The following is a 13,588-nucleotide window of genomic DNA, read 5'->3' on the forward strand; positions in this document are numbered from 1 at the left end:
GCATCGCAACCGTTGCGCAGACGGTCTTTCGGCCCCATCTCCCCGGCCTCTAGGGGAATTGCATGTCCGAACCGATCCTAAGCGTCCGCGGCGTTTCAAAGACCTATGCCTCGGGCGTCCACGCGCTCCACGCCGTCGACCTCGATATCAACAAGGGAGAGATCTTCGCCTTGCTGGGGCCGAACGGCGCCGGCAAGACGACGTTGATCAGCATCATCTGCGGCATCGTTACGCCGTCGACCGGGACGATCACGGTCGGCGGGTTCGACGCGATCGGCCAGCCCAAGCGCGCGCGGCGGCAGATCGGCCTGGTGCCGCAGGAACTCGCCACCGACATGTTCGAGACGGTCGAATCGACTTGCCGCTTCAGCCGCGGCCTGTTCGGTCACCCGCAGAAATCGGGCCATATCGACGAGGTGCTCAAGGACCTGTCGCTCTACGAGAAGCGCAAGGCCAAGATCATGGAATTGTCGGGCGGCATGAAACGCCGCGTGTTGATCGCCAAGGCGCTCGCGCACGAACCCGACATCCTGTTCCTCGACGAGCCGACCGCGGGCGTCGATGTCGAACTGCGCCGCGACATGTGGAAATTGGTCCATCGCCTGCGCGAAAAGGGCACAACGATCATCCTGACCACGCATTATATCGAGGAGGCCGAGGAAATGGCCGACCGCGTCGGCGTGATCTCCGGCGGCAAGCTCTTGGTGGTCGACGAAAAGGCCGCGCTGATGAAGAAGCTCGGCAAGCGCGAACTCGACATCGCGCTCAACGAGGCGATGGACACGATCCCGGGCGAGCTCGGCGATTGGGACCTCAGCCTCGAGAATGAGGGCAAGACATTGCGCTACGTGTTCGACGCGCAGGCCGAGCGGACGGGCATCCCGTCGCTGCTGCGCAAACTCGCCGACCTCAATATCGGCTTCAAGGATCTCGAAACGTCGAAATCGAGCCTGGAAGACATCTTCGTCGACCTCGTGAAGGAGGGCGGCAAATGAACGTCCACGGTATCCTGGCCATTTACAAGTTCGAGATGGCGCGCGCGCTGCGCACCTTGTGGCAGAGCTTGGTCACCCCGGTGATCACCACCAGCCTCTATTTCGTCGTCTTCGGCGGTGCGCTCGGATCGCAGATCAAGGAAGTCGACGGCATTGCCTATGGCAGCTTCATCGTGCCCGGGCTGATCATGATGTCGTTGCTGACGCAGAGCATCAGCAATGCGTCGATCGGCATCTATTTCCCCAAATTCACCGGCACGATTTTCGAACTGCTCTCCGCCCCGATCAGCTCGATGGAGATGGTGATCGGTTTTGTCGGCGCCGCGGCGACCAAGTCGGTAGTGCTCGGGCTGATCATCCTGGCGACGGCGGCATTGTTCGTGCCGATCCCGATCCATCACCCGTTCGCGATGGTCGCGTTCCTGCTGTTGACCAGCATCACCTTCAGCCTGTTCGGCTTCATCATCGGCGTCTGGGCAAAGGGGTTCGAGCAACTGAATTTCGTGCCTGCCTTGCTGATCACGCCGCTGACCTTCCTCGGCGGCGCATTCTATTCGATCAGCAAGCTCCCCGATCCCTGGCGCACGTTCAGCCTGTTCAACCCGGTCGTCTATCTGGTCAGCGGGTTCCGCTGGAGCTTCTTCGACAAAGGCGACGTGCCGGTCGGGATCAGTCTGGCCGCAACCGGCGGGTTCATGCTGCTGTGTCTCGTGACGATTGCGTGGATTTTCCGGACCGGATATCGGCTGAAGAACTGACGCTCAACCATTCGTATCCAATGAATGAAGAGTTGTTATCTTCTGAATTTTAGACGAGTTCCGGCAGGGTTAGGACATGATGGTCATTGCAGGAGACCATTATGTCGATGATCGTTCTTGCCGCGGCGGTCGCGGCCGCCAATCCGACACCGCAAGCGGCGATTGCCGCTTATGGCGAAGCGATCGCCCGTAACGATCCGGCGATGCTCGCCCGAGCGTTTCAGCCGAGCGCGATCATGTACTGCATCCGCAACGGTGCGATCCGTGCCACGTATCAGGCGCAGTGGAAAACGCGGATGCGCACAGAGACGCCCGTAGCCGGATCAAACTCGACCAAGATCGACTGGCTCGACCAGGGCGCCGATACCGCTCTCGCACGCGTTGCCGCGGTGCGCGGCGACAAGGCCTTTACCGACTATCTATTGCTTGCCCGGATCGGCGACAGCTGGCGGGTGATCGGCAAATTGTGTCAGGCCGACGCGCGAGACATTCCGGCATCGCGCGCCGCGGTCAGCGCGGTGATCGATACCAAGCTCGCCTCTGACCGGGCGTGGGATACCGCTCTGCTCGCCGCGAGCATCGACCAGCGTGCATTGGTGATGACGGTCGAAGACAGCGAATTGGTCGCGGCAACGCTTGCCGAGTGGCAGGCGCGCTATGTCGACCGGCGCGCGACTTCTCCCGGCAATGCGGTCATCGAGACGAGCCGAATGATCGACGCGCGCGGCGATATCGGCGTCGCGCGCTGGTCGTTCCGCGCGCGCGACGGCAGCGAGTGGACCGACCGGGCGTTGGTGACGCGCACGCCGGCCGGATGGCGGATGATGGCCCTCGTGTTCGTCAAGGAGCCGGCTACGGCGCGCGGACCTGCGCGGCGAAGCTTATTCAGCCCATCACCGGCAGCGTCACCTTCGACCCCGAACACACCTTCTGCGTCGCCTTGACGAAATCGCTTGCCTTGGCCCGATACGGGTTGGCCACGAACGTCTGCGGATTGCGGTCGATCACCGGGAACCAGGTCGACTGGATCTGGACCATGATGCGGTGGCCCGCTTTGAACACATGGTCGTGGTCGCGCAGCGGCACGTCCCAGGCGACGACCTTGCCCGGCACTAAAGGCTGCGGATTGGTGTCGCTGGCCAAGAAGCGCCCGCGGCGGACGTCCATCGCGATCGGCCACTGATAGCCGTTCAACGTTTTGGCGTAATCGCCCACCGCCCATTGCTTGTTCTCGGTCGCTTCGAAATCGCTGGGCAGGACGTCGATCAATTTGACCACGAAATCGCTGTCGGTTCCGCTGGTCGAGGCCATCAGGGTCGCGGCGATCTTGCCGGTGACGGTCAGGTCCTGCTTCAGCGGCTCGGAGACATAGCTCAGCACATCGGGGCGATGGTCGACGAAGCGCTGATCGTCGCTTTCCCACCAGGCCCAGTCGGGCGTCGCATAGGTCCGGCTCATCGGGCGCTTGCGGAATGGCACGGGGTTGGCGGGGTCGCTGACATAATCGCGGCACGCCTCCCGCGCAGCCGGCGCATCGAACGACAGCGAGCCGTCGTCGTGGAGATAGAGTTCAGTCGGTTTGGCGCCCTTGGGCGGCCAGGAGGCATAGGTCTTCCAGACGTTCGACCCGGACTCGAACATCTTGGCGGTAAAGTCGGGCCGAGCGCCCTTATTGTGCAGCCAATAAGCGAAGAACGGCGCCTGGATCTGGGTCTGGAACTGGGTCCCGCTGTCGGTGCCGAGCGGAATCGCGCCGAGGAAATCGCCCTTGCCTTGCCAGCCGCCATGGCGCCACGGCCCGGAGACGATCTGCGCCAGATTATCGGGGTCGTTCTGCGTTTGCTTGGCATAAATCTGCCAGGAGCCCCAGGGGTCCTCCTGATCCCAGAAGCCGGCGACGTTGAGCGTCGGCACCACCGTCTTGCCGAGCGCCGTGGTCCAATTCTGATCGGTGTAGAAATTGTCGTGATTGGGGTGGTCGAGCAATGCCGTGAACATTGGCACGCCGCCCTTGAACACCTGCCTGTCGATATTCTCGACGGGGCCGATCCGCAGATACCAGTCATAGGCATCGGTCAGGCCGTCGAGGCTGAGTTCCTTGTTCTGGGTCTTGTCGACCTGGAGACTCGACACCCATTCGGTCGCGTAGCTCAGGCGAAGCGCACCGTTGCGGTGCAGATCGTCCGACAGCCAATAATCGATCCATGCCGCCTGCGGGCTGACCGCCTTCAACGCCGGATGCGGCTTGGCCAGCGCGACGGCGGCGGCGAAGCCCGGATAGGATACGCCCCACATCCCGACCTTGCCCGAATTGTTGGGCACGTTCTTCACCAGCCAATCGATCGCGTCATAAGCGTCGCTCGCCTCGTCGGTCTTCTTGGGATCGTTGGGATGGACCGCGGTCGACAAGGTGAACGCGCCGTCCGACCCGAACCGACCGCGCATCGACTGGAAGACGAAGATATAGCCGTCTGCGACCAGCGGTTTCCAGCTCGGCGGGATCGCCGGCGGCAATGCCTGGGGCACGCCATAGGGGGTCCGCTGGAACAGGATCGGCAGCTTAGCGCTCGCATTCTTCGGCGCGATGATCACCGTCTCCAGCTTGGCGCCATCGCGCACCGGCACCATCACCTTGGTGTAGGTGAACTGGCTCGCCACATCGCTCACGGCGGGTGGCGGCGCAGCCTGGGGTCTGGCGAGCGCGATCCCGCTTGCACCCAGCAACAATATGGCGGCGATCAACCCCTTGGCGCGCATGTGATTCTCCCTTTGACGCACACCCTGTCGAGCGCGGCGAATGGGGTCAATCTGTCGCAAGTCAAGCGAGTGGCTCAGGCACCTCGACCCGAGCGAACTGCACGCCGCTCATATTCGTTTCGACGTCTCTTTGGCACCGCCAAATCTCCCGAGTCGACGATCCCGCGCCAGACTAGAGGATTTCATGGACGTCATATCGAACGCCGCCGGGGATGCGGCCTCCTTCGGCAACCGCGACGATGCCGTTGATCCAGTCATATCTATCCGCTGCCGTTTCGAAATACGGTGTCGTGCGCAGATAATATTCCGACCGATCCACCAGTTCGCCACGGGCAAGTCGTTCGTCGACTTCGGATGAAGCACGGCGGACTCCCCGATACGTCATGAGGATCCGCTCGTCGTCATCGGTGACCAGCAACAGCCGCACATCCTGCTGAAAGGTGCCGTCCGACCTCTCCAGCAACAGATCAGATCCGATCAGTGGCGAGACGCTGCCTCTCACGCGCTCGCCCTCGAAGGACCCGCCGGACACCGGATAGACGCGGCGACCGCCGGCGGGGGTACGACCGAGCTCGATCGTCGGATGCAACAAGATCGACAAGCTGAACAAGGGGCGCGATTGCAGGGACAAGTGCCGAACTCCTATATAATGCCGGCTCCATCTGGCACCGCCTATCGCACGGGAAAAACGCGCATCCCTCGCGGTCACGACAAGGATATCTTGCGATGCGTCCCCCATTGGAGTCCCTGCGGATTCTTGCCGAGTGCGTCAGGTGCGGCAGCTTCGCCGCAGCCGCAGGGAAGCTGTTCTTGACGCCGGCGGCCGTGAGCTTGCGCGTCCGCACGCTCGAGCACGAATTGGGCAAGGCGCTGTTCCTCCGCGCCGGACCGCGCGTCGTGCCGACAAGCGCCGCAATAAGGCTCGCGGCGCGCATCGATCGAGCGATGGGCGAGATCGACGTCGCGCTGAGCGAATTTCACGATTCCCGGCGCTCGATCCGCGTTACCGCCCCGCCAAGCTTTGCGTCGCGATGGCTCGCGCCGCGGGTCGCGCGATATCAAGCGGATAATCCGGATGTCGCTATCGAGCTCGATGTGTCGACCGACTTGCGATCGAAGGATGCGTTCGACGTCGCTGTCCGCACCGGCGCCGGATTTTGGCCAGGCTTCCAGGCACATCCTCTTTTTCCGGTCGATCTGACGCCGATGATTTCGCCCGCATTGGCCGATCGTCATCGGCTCAGCCGGGTATCCGACCTGCAGGGATTGACCTTACTACCTCATCCACATTGGTCGCGATGGATTGTAGAGGCCGGAGCTAAGGACGACGGCCAGCTGCATTACGCGGCAATCGAATATCCCAGCCACGATCTCAATGCCGACGCTGCAATCGCCGGAGAAGGTGTCGCGCTTCTCCCCAAGAGCCTTTTTCAAACCATGTTAAGCGATGGCAGGCTGTCCGCGCCGTTCGATCACGTGCTTACTGACATAGATTGGCATTTCGCCTTGTTACGCGACGGCGAGCGACGCGAGGAAATGACGGCATTCGTCGCGTGGCTTTGCTCTCAGGCAGAGCTTGACCGCGATGGCCGTTTCCCCGGCGCCGCAACGGCCCCACGTCGCGGCGAAGCGCCGTACGCTGACTGCCACTGAGACCGCCATCTACAAAAAAACAGGTCCAGCGCCCCCGGCCCGCAGTCAATCGGTCGCGAGCATCGCCAGGCCGATGGCTTGAACGACGCCGATCGCCAGGACGATCGCCGAACTGGTCCACAGGAACGCGGAACTGCGATCGGGCATCACGCGAAACAGCAGCGGCAACGCGGCAGCACGAGCCAGGAAGATCGCCGCTATCGCGACCAGCGCGGGACGCAGCAACGGCAGGCGCGGCAACAGGCCGGCGCCGGAAAAGGCATAGGCGCCCCAGATCGGCAGGATCGCCGCGATCGCCAGGGTGATCAACGTCGGCCGCGCCATCCCGCGCTCGGCCATCGTCACCATCGCGTCACCCGCGCCGAAAAAGCGATACCAGGCCGGGCCGCCGAGAATGCAGCCGAAGTGGAGTAAAGCGGCGACACCATCGAGGATGCCTGCCGCTACCAGCCAGCGGTTCATGCCGCCTCCTTTCGCCACGCGCCGCGGATTGCGGGACGGATCGCCAGCGTCATCAGATCGATCGTGGCGTGGAACAGCATCGCCATCGCGAGCGAGCCGCTCATCAGATACATTGCTGTAAACAGGATTCCGACCAGCGCCGTGACGGTGACTCCCTTCCACCCCTGATAAGCGTGTGCCAGCCCGAACAACAGGATGGCGACAATGACCGCTGGAATACCGCCGACGAATGCCGCGAGCAGCATCGGCAGGAGGAGGCGGAAGAACAGCTCTTCGCCGATCCCCGCCGCCACCGAGATCGCCGCACCGAGCAGAACTTCGTCGCGATCGCGCGGCAAGAGCGCGGACAGACGTGCGAGATAGGCGGGGGCGCCCTTGCCGTTGCGCCGCCACGTCAGGAAGGCGCCGAGCGGGATTGCCACTAGCACGGCGACACCGAAAATCGACGTAAGCAGCGGATCGACCGGCACCGCCGGCGCGTCGCCACGCAACATCGCGGAGGCGGACCACAATTCGGGTGGCAATTCGGTCACCGCCCCGATCCGGCCCAGCACCAGCAAGCCGACGATCGGCGGCAAGGTGAACTGGAACAGCTGCGCCGCCAACATGCGGCGGTAGAAGGTCTTGCGACCGACACCGCCCGCCTCCGCCAACAACCGGTAACCGCGCGGCCCCGCGACGACATTGAGCGCGACGATTGCGAGCATGATCGCGAGGAGGATCGCGTTGGTCATTCCTTCTCTCCTCCCGCTTGCGGGAGAGGTTGGGGAAGGGCATGTCGAGGTGAGCGCATCGTTTTCAACACGCCATCCCCTAGCCCCTCCCGCAAGCGGGAGGGGAACATGTCGCCCTACCCGATGCGATGCTCGCCCTTGACCCAGCGCACGGTGCCCGAGCTCGCGCGCATCACCACCGAATTGGTCGTCATGCGATCCCCGCGACGCTTGACGCCGGCAAGCAGCGAGCCGTCGGTCACGCCGGTCGCCGCGAAGATCGCGTCGCCCTTGACCAGCTCGCTCAGGTCATATTGCTTGTCGAGATCGGTGATGCCCCATTTGCGCGCGCGGCCGCGCTCGTCGTCGTTGCGGAACAACAGGCGCCCCTTGAATTGCCCGCCGACGCAGCGCAGCGCGGCGCAGGCCAGCACTCCCTCGGGCGCGCCGCCCGAGCCCATGTAAACGTCGATCGTGGTGTCGGGATTGGTCGTCGCGATCACGCCCGCGACATCGCCGTCGCCGATCAGCATCACCCCGCAACCGATCGCGCGCAACTCGGCGATCAGGGCCTCGTGCCGCGGCCGGTCGAGCACGCAGGCGATGATCTCGCTAGGCTTGACGCCCTTGGCCGCGGCGATCGCGTTGACGTTCTCGGTCGGCGATTTGTCGAGGTCGATCACGCCCTCGGGATAGCCTGGGCCGACCGCGATCTTGTCCATATAGACGTCGGGCGCGTTGAGCAGATTGCCCTCTTCCGAAATCGCCAGCACAGCGAGCGCGTTGGGGCCGGCCTTGGCGGTGATCGTCGTGCCCTCGAGCGGATCGAGCGCGATGTCGATCTTGGGGCCTTTGCCCGGCGCAGAGCCGACCTTCTCACCAATGAAGAGCATCGGCGCCTCATCGCGTTCGCCCTCGCCGATTACGACCGTGCCATCCATGTAGAGGCTGTTGAGCGCGAGACGCATCGCCTCGACGGCGGCGGCATCGGCGGCCTTTTCATCGCCGCGGCCGACGAGCGTGGAAGCGGCAATCGCCGCGGCCTCGGTCACGCGCACCATTTCGAGCACGAGCACGCGGTCGAGAACGTCGCTGGCAGTCGTCATATTTGGGGCAATCCTCTTGTCTGTTTTCGTTTGATTTGTGCGCGCGGATAGGCGCGGCAGGTTACGGAGTCGAGACGGCGGCGTCGGCGGAGGACGCCGCATCCTTCGGCGCCTTGATCTCGAACACGTACGGCCAGTCCTTCCCGGTGACGAACAACCGCCGCTTTTTCGCATCCCAGGCGATGCCGTTGGGCACGTCATTCTCTTCGGTCGCGCCCGACTGGCGGTGAAGCTCGCTGACGTCGATCCAGCCGATGACATGGCCATCCTGCGGGTCGATCCGCGCGATCAAGTCGGTCAGCCAGATATTGGCAAGGATCTCGCCATCGACATATTCGAGTTCGTTGAGCATCCGCACCGGCCGCCCGCCATCGGTCACGGTCAAGTGGCGCTTGACGGTGAAATTGGCGGGATCGACGAAGCGCAGCACCGAAGATCCGTCGGACATGATCAGCCCGCCTTTGTCGTCGGCGGCGAGCGCCCAGCCCTCACCCTTATATTTGAAGCTGCCGAGCTTCTTAAAATCCTTGGCCGACCAGCGAAAACCGACTTGGTTCTTCCACGTCAGGCTGAGGATCGTGCCGTTCCAAGGGGCAATCCCCTCGCCGTAGAGGGGCGGGTCCACCGCGACGCGCGCCATCACTTTGCCGTCGCTCAGACGCACCTTGCGGATACCCGACCGGTTGAGCTCGCCGGTGCTCTCGTAGAGATAGCCGTCCTGCCAGAACAGGCCTTCGGTGAAAGCGCGATTATCGTGCGGGAAGGTCGCGACGATCTGCGCGGACTGCACCGGCACGGATTGCGGTGTCGATCCGACCTGCGGCAACAGGCCCAACAGGCCTAGCAAGAGGCCCGTGATCGGCATCAGTCGCGCAGCAACTCGTTGATGCCGGTCTTCGATCGCGTCTGCTCGTCGACACGCTTGACGATGACCGCGCAGTACAAGGCCGGCTTGCCGTCCCCGCCGCCGATCGAGCCCGGCACCACCACCGCATAAGGCGGCACTTCGCCCATCAAGACCTCACCGGTCGCGCGGTCGATGACCTTGGTCGACTTGCCGAGATAGACGCCCATCGACAGCACCGCGCCGGCGCCGACGCGCACGCCTTCGGCGACTTCGGAGCGCGCGCCGATGAAGCAGCCATCGCCGATGATCACCGGATCGGCCTGGAGCGGCTCGAGCACGCCGCCGATCCCGGCGCCGCCCGAAATGTGGACGTTCCGGCCGATCTGAGCGCAGCTTCCGACCGTAGCCCAGGTGTCCACCATCGTGCCTTCGCCGACATAGGCGCCGATATTGACGAAGCTGGGCATCAGTACCGCATTCTTGCCGATGAACGATCCGCGCCGCACCACCGCACCGGGGACAACACGGAAGCCGGCGTCGCGAAAGCGGTTCTCGCCCCAACCGGCGAATTTGGACGGCACCTTGTCATAGGCCGGCGCGCCCGCCGCACCGCCGTCGATCACCGCATTGTCGTTGAGCCGGAACGACAGCAAAACCGCTTTCTTGAGCCATTGGTTGACTGTCCAGCCGTCCGCACCCGGCTCGGCGACACGTGCCTGGCCGCTGTCGAGCAATTCCAGCGCCGCCTCGACCGCATCGCGGACCGCGCCGGTCGTACCGGTGCTGATATTCGCCCGGTCTTCCCATGCGGCGTCGATCGTCGCGGGCAGGTCGGTCATGCTTCCTCCAAGATGTCGTGCAGCCAATGGGTGATGTCGCGCGTGGTGAAGTCGACGAAATCGCGCTCGCCCCCTTCGCCCTGTTCGGAGCCGTTGTCGACCCACAAGGTGGTCATGCCGATCTGCTTGGCCGGCTTCAAATTGCGCGCCATGTCGTCGGCGAACAGGCTTTCCGCGGGATCGAGGCCGTAGGCGTCGCAGAGATGTTGGTATGCCTCCGGTGCGGGCTTCGGGCGATAGTGCGCGGCGTGCACATCGTGGATCGCCTCGAAACTCTCGCCCAACCCCAGCTTGGACAGGATCTTGCCGGCATAAGGCGCGTCGGCATTGGTGAAGATGATCTTGCGTCCCGGCAGCCGTGCGATCGCGGCGGCAAGCGGGGCGTTTTCCTCCAGCACGTCCATCTCGATATCATGGACGTCGGCGAGATATTCGTACGGATCGACGCCGTGCTCGGCCATCAAACCCGACAGAGTGGTCCCGCGCGTGTGGAAATAGCCCTTCTGGATCTTGTACGCTTCGGCGTGGTCGACTTTGAAGAAGCGCGCGATGTAATCGGTGATCCGCCGGTCAACTTGCTCGAACAATCGCGCGCCATGCGGATAGAGCGTGTTGTCGAGATCGAAGATCCAGTTCCGGACGTGATCGAGCCGCGCGTGCATGCCGCGGCTCTAGGGACGGCGTGCGGCGCGGGCAAGGCGCGCCTTGAGCAATCGCGACGACACACTATCTCCTCGCGATGATCCCCTATTTGCTGCTCGATCTGGTCCCTGTCGTCGAAGGGGGCTCGGTGCCCCAGGCGCTGGCCAATGCCGCCGACATGGCCCGTCATGCCGAGGCCAATGGCTATCATCGCTATTGGGTGGCCGAGCATCACGGCATGGACGGCATCGCCAGCTCGGCAACAGCGGTGGTGATCGCGCATGTCGGCGCCGCGACATCCACAATCCGCATAGGAGCGGGCGGCATCATGCTTCCCAATCATGCGCCGCTGGTGATCGCCGAGCAGTTCGGCACGCTCGACGCACTGTTTCCCGGCCGCATCGATCTCGGCCTAGGCCGCGCGCCCGGCAGCGATCAGCGTGTCGCCCGCGCGATCCGACGAGCTCTCGAAACCGATCCCCAGGCCTTCCCGCGCGACGTGCTCGAACTGCAGAGCTATTTCGCCGATGATGGCCAAACCGGCATCCGTGCGACGCCAGGCGCCGGGGCGAAGCCGGAATTGTGGATCCTGGGGTCGAGCCTATTCGGCGCGCAGCTCGCGGCGATGCTTGGGCTGCCTTACGCTTTCGCCTCGCATTTCGCGCCCGACGCACTCGATCAGGCGCTGGAGATTTACCGCCGCGATTTCCGCCCCTCGGCGCAGCTCGACCGGCCCTATGCGATGGCCGGATTCAACGTCTTCGCTGCCGATAGCGACGAGGAAGCCGAGTTCCTGGCGAGCTCGCAGCAGCAAGCGTTCGTCGCGCTGCGCACCGGCAATCCGCGCCAATTGCCACCGCCGGTCGCCGGGTATCGCGACAGCCTGCCGCCGCCCCACGCCGCGATCCTCGACCACGTCCTGCAATGCTCGGCAGTGGGTAGCCCAGCGACGGTCGAGCGCGGCATCGCGGCGTTCGTCGAGCGGACCAAGGTCGACGAATTGATGGTCGTCAGTTCGATCTACGACGTCGAGGCGCGCCGAAAGAGCGTAGCGATTGCGGCCGAGGTGATGCGCGGCGCGACGGTCGCCGCTTGACTGAGTGGATCATCAGCGCGGCCGCGGTAGTGGCGTTCCTGCTGCTGATGCCGGCGATGGTACGCTCGTCGCGCCGATCTCGGCGTGGACGCGGATCGGGTGCCGCGATCGGCGACGTACTGATGGGTGCATTCGATCCGGCCAAGCAGGCCGCAATCGAGCAAATCCGCAAGCAGAAGGAAATCGGCGACCATGAGCGCGGTGCCGTGGGCGAAAAACGCGATTAATTCGCCGCGGGCAGCCTCAGCCGCACCAATAGGCCGCCAAGGTCTTCGCTTTCTTCTAAGCTGACCGTGCCCTCGTAGATTTCGGCAACATCGCGCACGATCGCCAAGCCCAGCCCCGTCCCGGGCTTGCCGGTATCGAGGCGGACGCCGCGGTCGAAGATGCGGACGCGTTCCTCCTCGGGGATGCCGACACCGTCATCCTCGACCAGCATCTCGACGAACCCGGCTTGTGCGCCGACCGTGACGAACACGCTGCCCCCGCCATATTTGGCTGCGTTCTCGATCAGGTTGCCGAGCATTTCATCGAGATCTTGGCGCTCGACATGGACCTGCAAATCGTGCGGGCCGTCGGCATCGATGCGGACATGCGGATAGAGCCGCGATACCGCGCGCTCGACCGATTCGAGACTGGGCCAGACTTCGGCACGGCTGTGCGCCGATCCACGCCGGCCGACCGCGCGGGCGCGGGCGAGATGGTGGTCGACCTGGCGTCGCATCGTCCGCGCCTCGCGCACCACCGTTTCGCCGAGATCCTCGGCCTTGGCGGTCGCGGCGTTCATGATCACCGTCAGCGGGGTCTTGAGCGCGTGCGCCAGATTGCCGGCATGGCGCCGCGCTTCCTCGGCCTGTTTATCGTTATGCTCGATCAGCGCGTTGAGCTCATCGACCATCGGCGCGACCTCGGCGGGCATCGCGCCCTCGATCTGCCGCGCCCGGCCGCCGCGCAACCGCGCGATCTCGCCGCGTAACCGGCGCAGCGGACGCAGGCCATACCAGGTCTGCAGCCCCGCCAGCACGATCAGCCCGAGCGCGAGTAGCAGGAAGCTTCTGACCAGGGTGCGGCGAAGTGCGTTGATCTGCGCGTCGAGCCCGTCACGGCTCTGCGCGACCTGGAATCGCCAGCGCACCGGCGAGCCCGGCAATTTGATGTCGCGCTCCACGATCCTCAGCCGCTCGCCGGCGAATTGATCGCTGTCATAGGTGTGGATTTCGAGGTCGTTATGATCGGTGCCATAGGCAAGGCGGCGATCCCATAGCGACTGCGACGAAAAGGGCTCGCGCCGGCGCGCGCCGACCTGCCAGTACAGTCCCGAATAGGGCTCGAGAAAGCGCTGATCGCCCGGCGGCCTGTTGAACACGACTTCGCCATCCGGCCCGATTTCTGCGGAGGTGAACAGCGAAGTCAGGACATAATTGAGCTGGTCGTCGAAATTGCGGGTCACCGCACCGGTCAGCACGCGATCAAGCGCGTAGCCGCCGCCGGCGAGCAACAGGCAAATCCAGATCGCCGCGATGATGATCATACGCCGCCCGAGCGACCCCGTCACCACGGCGCGCGCCGTGTTGGGCGATCGCCGCCACAACACCCATGCCAGTCGCAGCAATGCCAGTACCGACAAAACGAGCAGGCCGCGCGCGGTCCACACCTGATCGGGACCGAGCAGCAACATAGTCGCCAGCGAACCCGCCCCGAGCGCGATCAGCGCCGCGAT

The 13,588-nt window shown here is 64.2% G+C and carries 15 protein-coding genes and 1 pseudogene; 7 read left to right on the forward strand and 9 right to left on the reverse strand.

Translation table 11 applies throughout. The annotated features are described in order from the left end of the window. The first annotated feature begins 62 nt into the window (after nt 1–62). From SAS01S_RS07860 to SAS01S_RS07870, 3 genes are all read left to right on the forward strand, one after another. Nucleotides 63–995, forward strand: coding sequence for an ABC transporter ATP-binding protein (locus tag SAS01S_RS07860; RefSeq protein ID WP_066806902.1), 933 nt, complete (start codon nt 63–65; stop codon nt 993–995). Then, a complete protein-coding gene (locus SAS01S_RS07865; protein ID WP_066806903.1) occupies nt 992–1,753 on the forward strand; it encodes an ABC transporter permease in 762 nt (253 codons plus the stop codon). The genes SAS01S_RS07860 and SAS01S_RS07865 overlap by 4 nt, the downstream gene beginning before the upstream one ends. 101 nt (nt 1,754–1,854) lie before the next feature. After that, nucleotides 1,855–2,697 carry a nuclear transport factor 2 family protein gene (locus tag SAS01S_RS07870; RefSeq protein ID WP_066806904.1) on the forward strand — a complete coding sequence of 281 codons (843 nt, stop codon included), beginning with the start codon at nt 1,855–1,857 and terminating at the stop codon, nt 2,695–2,697. Here SAS01S_RS07870 and SAS01S_RS07875 read toward each other — a convergent pair. After that, nucleotides 2,639–4,510 carry a CocE/NonD family hydrolase gene (locus SAS01S_RS07875; protein WP_066806906.1) on the reverse strand — a complete coding sequence of 624 codons (1,872 nt, stop codon included), beginning with the start codon at nt 4,508–4,510 and terminating at the stop codon, nt 2,639–2,641. The two genes, SAS01S_RS07870 and SAS01S_RS07875, sit on opposite strands and share 59 nt — an antisense overlap. 172 nt (nt 4,511–4,682) lie before the next feature. Continuing rightward, on the reverse strand, nt 4,683–5,141 hold the full coding sequence (locus SAS01S_RS07880) for a DUF3237 domain-containing protein (protein WP_066806908.1): 459 nt from the start codon (nt 5,139–5,141) through the stop codon (nt 4,683–4,685). Nucleotides 5,142–5,236: 95 nt separating this feature from the next. On the opposite strand from SAS01S_RS07880, the pseudogene SAS01S_RS23330 reads away from it, so the two are divergent. Together SAS01S_RS23330 and SAS01S_RS07885 are read left to right on the forward strand one after the other, a co-directional pair. Then, nucleotides 5,237–5,413: pseudogene (locus SAS01S_RS23330) on the forward strand (helix-turn-helix domain-containing protein); the annotation flags it as partial. A 42-nt stretch (nt 5,414–5,455) separates the two neighbouring features. After that, nucleotides 5,456–6,163: a LysR substrate-binding domain-containing protein gene (locus SAS01S_RS07885; RefSeq protein ID WP_245656801.1), complete on the forward strand. Its 708-nt coding sequence runs from the start codon at nt 5,456–5,458 to the stop codon at nt 6,161–6,163. 45 nt (nt 6,164–6,208) lie between these two features. Here SAS01S_RS07885 and SAS01S_RS07890 read toward each other — a convergent pair whose 3' ends face one another. The 6 genes from SAS01S_RS07890 to SAS01S_RS07915 all read right to left on the reverse strand — a co-directional run bounded on the left by SAS01S_RS07890 (nt 6,209) and on the right by SAS01S_RS07915 (nt 10,792). Continuing rightward, the gene (locus tag SAS01S_RS07890) at nt 6,209–6,625 is read right to left on the reverse strand and encodes a hypothetical protein (protein WP_066806909.1); all 417 of its coding nucleotides are present in this window, start codon (nt 6,623–6,625) and stop codon (nt 6,209–6,211) included. Next, entirely contained in the window at nt 6,622–7,359 is a 738-nt protein-coding gene (locus tag SAS01S_RS07895; protein WP_066806911.1) for a CPBP family intramembrane glutamic endopeptidase, read from the reverse strand. The genes SAS01S_RS07890 and SAS01S_RS07895 overlap by 4 nt, the downstream gene beginning before the upstream one ends. Before the next feature lie 116 nt (nt 7,360–7,475). Further along, a complete protein-coding gene (glpX, locus tag SAS01S_RS07900; RefSeq protein ID WP_066806922.1) occupies nt 7,476–8,444 on the reverse strand; it encodes a class II fructose-bisphosphatase in 969 nt (322 codons plus the stop codon). Nucleotides 8,445–8,505: 61 nt separating this feature from the next. Then, entirely contained in the window at nt 8,506–9,309 is an 804-nt protein-coding gene (locus SAS01S_RS07905; protein ID WP_084238646.1) for a glutaminyl-peptide cyclotransferase, read from the reverse strand. Beyond that, nucleotides 9,309–10,130 carry a 2,3,4,5-tetrahydropyridine-2,6-dicarboxylate N-succinyltransferase gene (gene dapD, locus SAS01S_RS07910; RefSeq protein WP_066806929.1) on the reverse strand — a complete coding sequence of 274 codons (822 nt, stop codon included), beginning with the start codon at nt 10,128–10,130 and terminating at the stop codon, nt 9,309–9,311. The genes SAS01S_RS07905 and dapD overlap by 1 nt, the downstream gene beginning before the upstream one ends. Next, nucleotides 10,127–10,792 carry a pyrimidine 5'-nucleotidase gene (locus SAS01S_RS07915; RefSeq protein ID WP_066806931.1) on the reverse strand — a complete coding sequence of 222 codons (666 nt, stop codon included), beginning with the start codon at nt 10,790–10,792 and terminating at the stop codon, nt 10,127–10,129. Before SAS01S_RS07915 ends, dapD begins: the two co-directional genes overlap by 4 nt. A 77-nt stretch (nt 10,793–10,869) precedes the next feature. Between SAS01S_RS07915 and SAS01S_RS07920 the strand changes: the two genes are divergently transcribed. Both SAS01S_RS07920 and SAS01S_RS07925 read left to right on the forward strand, forming a co-directional pair. Further along, complete coding sequence (locus SAS01S_RS07920; RefSeq protein ID WP_066806933.1) at nt 10,870–11,868, forward strand: LLM class flavin-dependent oxidoreductase; 999 nt, start codon at nt 10,870–10,872, stop codon at nt 11,866–11,868. Next, entirely contained in the window at nt 11,865–12,095 is a 231-nt protein-coding gene (locus SAS01S_RS07925) for a hypothetical protein (protein WP_066806935.1), read from the forward strand. The genes SAS01S_RS07920 and SAS01S_RS07925 overlap by 4 nt, the downstream gene beginning before the upstream one ends. Here SAS01S_RS07925 and SAS01S_RS07930 read toward each other — a convergent pair. Further along, the gene (locus SAS01S_RS07930; RefSeq protein ID WP_066806982.1) at nt 12,092–13,399 is read right to left on the reverse strand and encodes a sensor histidine kinase; all 1,308 of its coding nucleotides are present in this window, start codon (nt 13,397–13,399) and stop codon (nt 12,092–12,094) included. The two genes, SAS01S_RS07925 and SAS01S_RS07930, sit on opposite strands and share 4 nt — an antisense overlap. Between the last annotated feature and the right edge of the window lie 189 nt (nt 13,400–13,588).

The sequence above is a fragment of the Sphingomonas asaccharolytica NBRC 15499 genome (assembly GCF_001598355.1).
GTDB lineage: Bacteria > Pseudomonadota > Alphaproteobacteria > Sphingomonadales > Sphingomonadaceae > Sphingomonas > Sphingomonas asaccharolytica.

What these genes read in the sequence shown, in the direction of transcription:
- dapD (WP_066806929.1), bottom strand. Translation starts at nt 10,130, where the DNA reads ATGACCGACCTGCCCGCGACGATCGACGCCGCATGGGAAGACCGGGCG.
- SAS01S_RS07915 (WP_066806931.1), bottom strand. Translation starts at nt 10,792, where the DNA reads ATGCACGCGCGGCTCGATCACGTCCGGAACTGGATCTTCGATCTCGAC.
- SAS01S_RS07905 (WP_084238646.1), bottom strand. Translation starts at nt 9,309, where the DNA reads ATGCCGATCACGGGCCTCTTGCTAGGCCTGTTGGGCCTGTTGCCGCAG.
- SAS01S_RS07870 (WP_066806904.1), top strand. Translation starts at nt 1,855, where the DNA reads ATGTCGATGATCGTTCTTGCCGCGGCGGTCGCGGCCGCCAATCCGACA.
- SAS01S_RS07875 (WP_066806906.1), bottom strand. Translation starts at nt 4,510, where the DNA reads ATGCGCGCCAAGGGGTTGATCGCCGCCATATTGTTGCTGGGTGCAAGC.
- glpX (WP_066806922.1), bottom strand. Translation starts at nt 8,444, where the DNA reads ATGACGACTGCCAGCGACGTTCTCGACCGCGTGCTCGTGCTCGAAATG.
- SAS01S_RS07885 (WP_245656801.1), top strand. Translation starts at nt 5,456, where the DNA reads ATGGGCGAGATCGACGTCGCGCTGAGCGAATTTCACGATTCCCGGCGC.
- SAS01S_RS07930 (WP_066806982.1), bottom strand. Translation starts at nt 13,399, where the DNA reads ATGATCATCATCGCGGCGATCTGGATTTGCCTGTTGCTCGCCGGCGGC.
- SAS01S_RS07895 (WP_066806911.1), bottom strand. Translation starts at nt 7,359, where the DNA reads ATGACCAACGCGATCCTCCTCGCGATCATGCTCGCAATCGTCGCGCTC.
- SAS01S_RS07920 (WP_066806933.1), top strand. Translation starts at nt 10,870, where the DNA reads ATGATCCCCTATTTGCTGCTCGATCTGGTCCCTGTCGTCGAAGGGGGC.
- SAS01S_RS07860 (WP_066806902.1), top strand. Translation starts at nt 63, where the DNA reads ATGTCCGAACCGATCCTAAGCGTCCGCGGCGTTTCAAAGACCTATGCC.
- SAS01S_RS07865 (WP_066806903.1), top strand. Translation starts at nt 992, where the DNA reads ATGAACGTCCACGGTATCCTGGCCATTTACAAGTTCGAGATGGCGCGC.
- SAS01S_RS07890 (WP_066806909.1), bottom strand. Translation starts at nt 6,625, where the DNA reads ATGAACCGCTGGCTGGTAGCGGCAGGCATCCTCGATGGTGTCGCCGCT.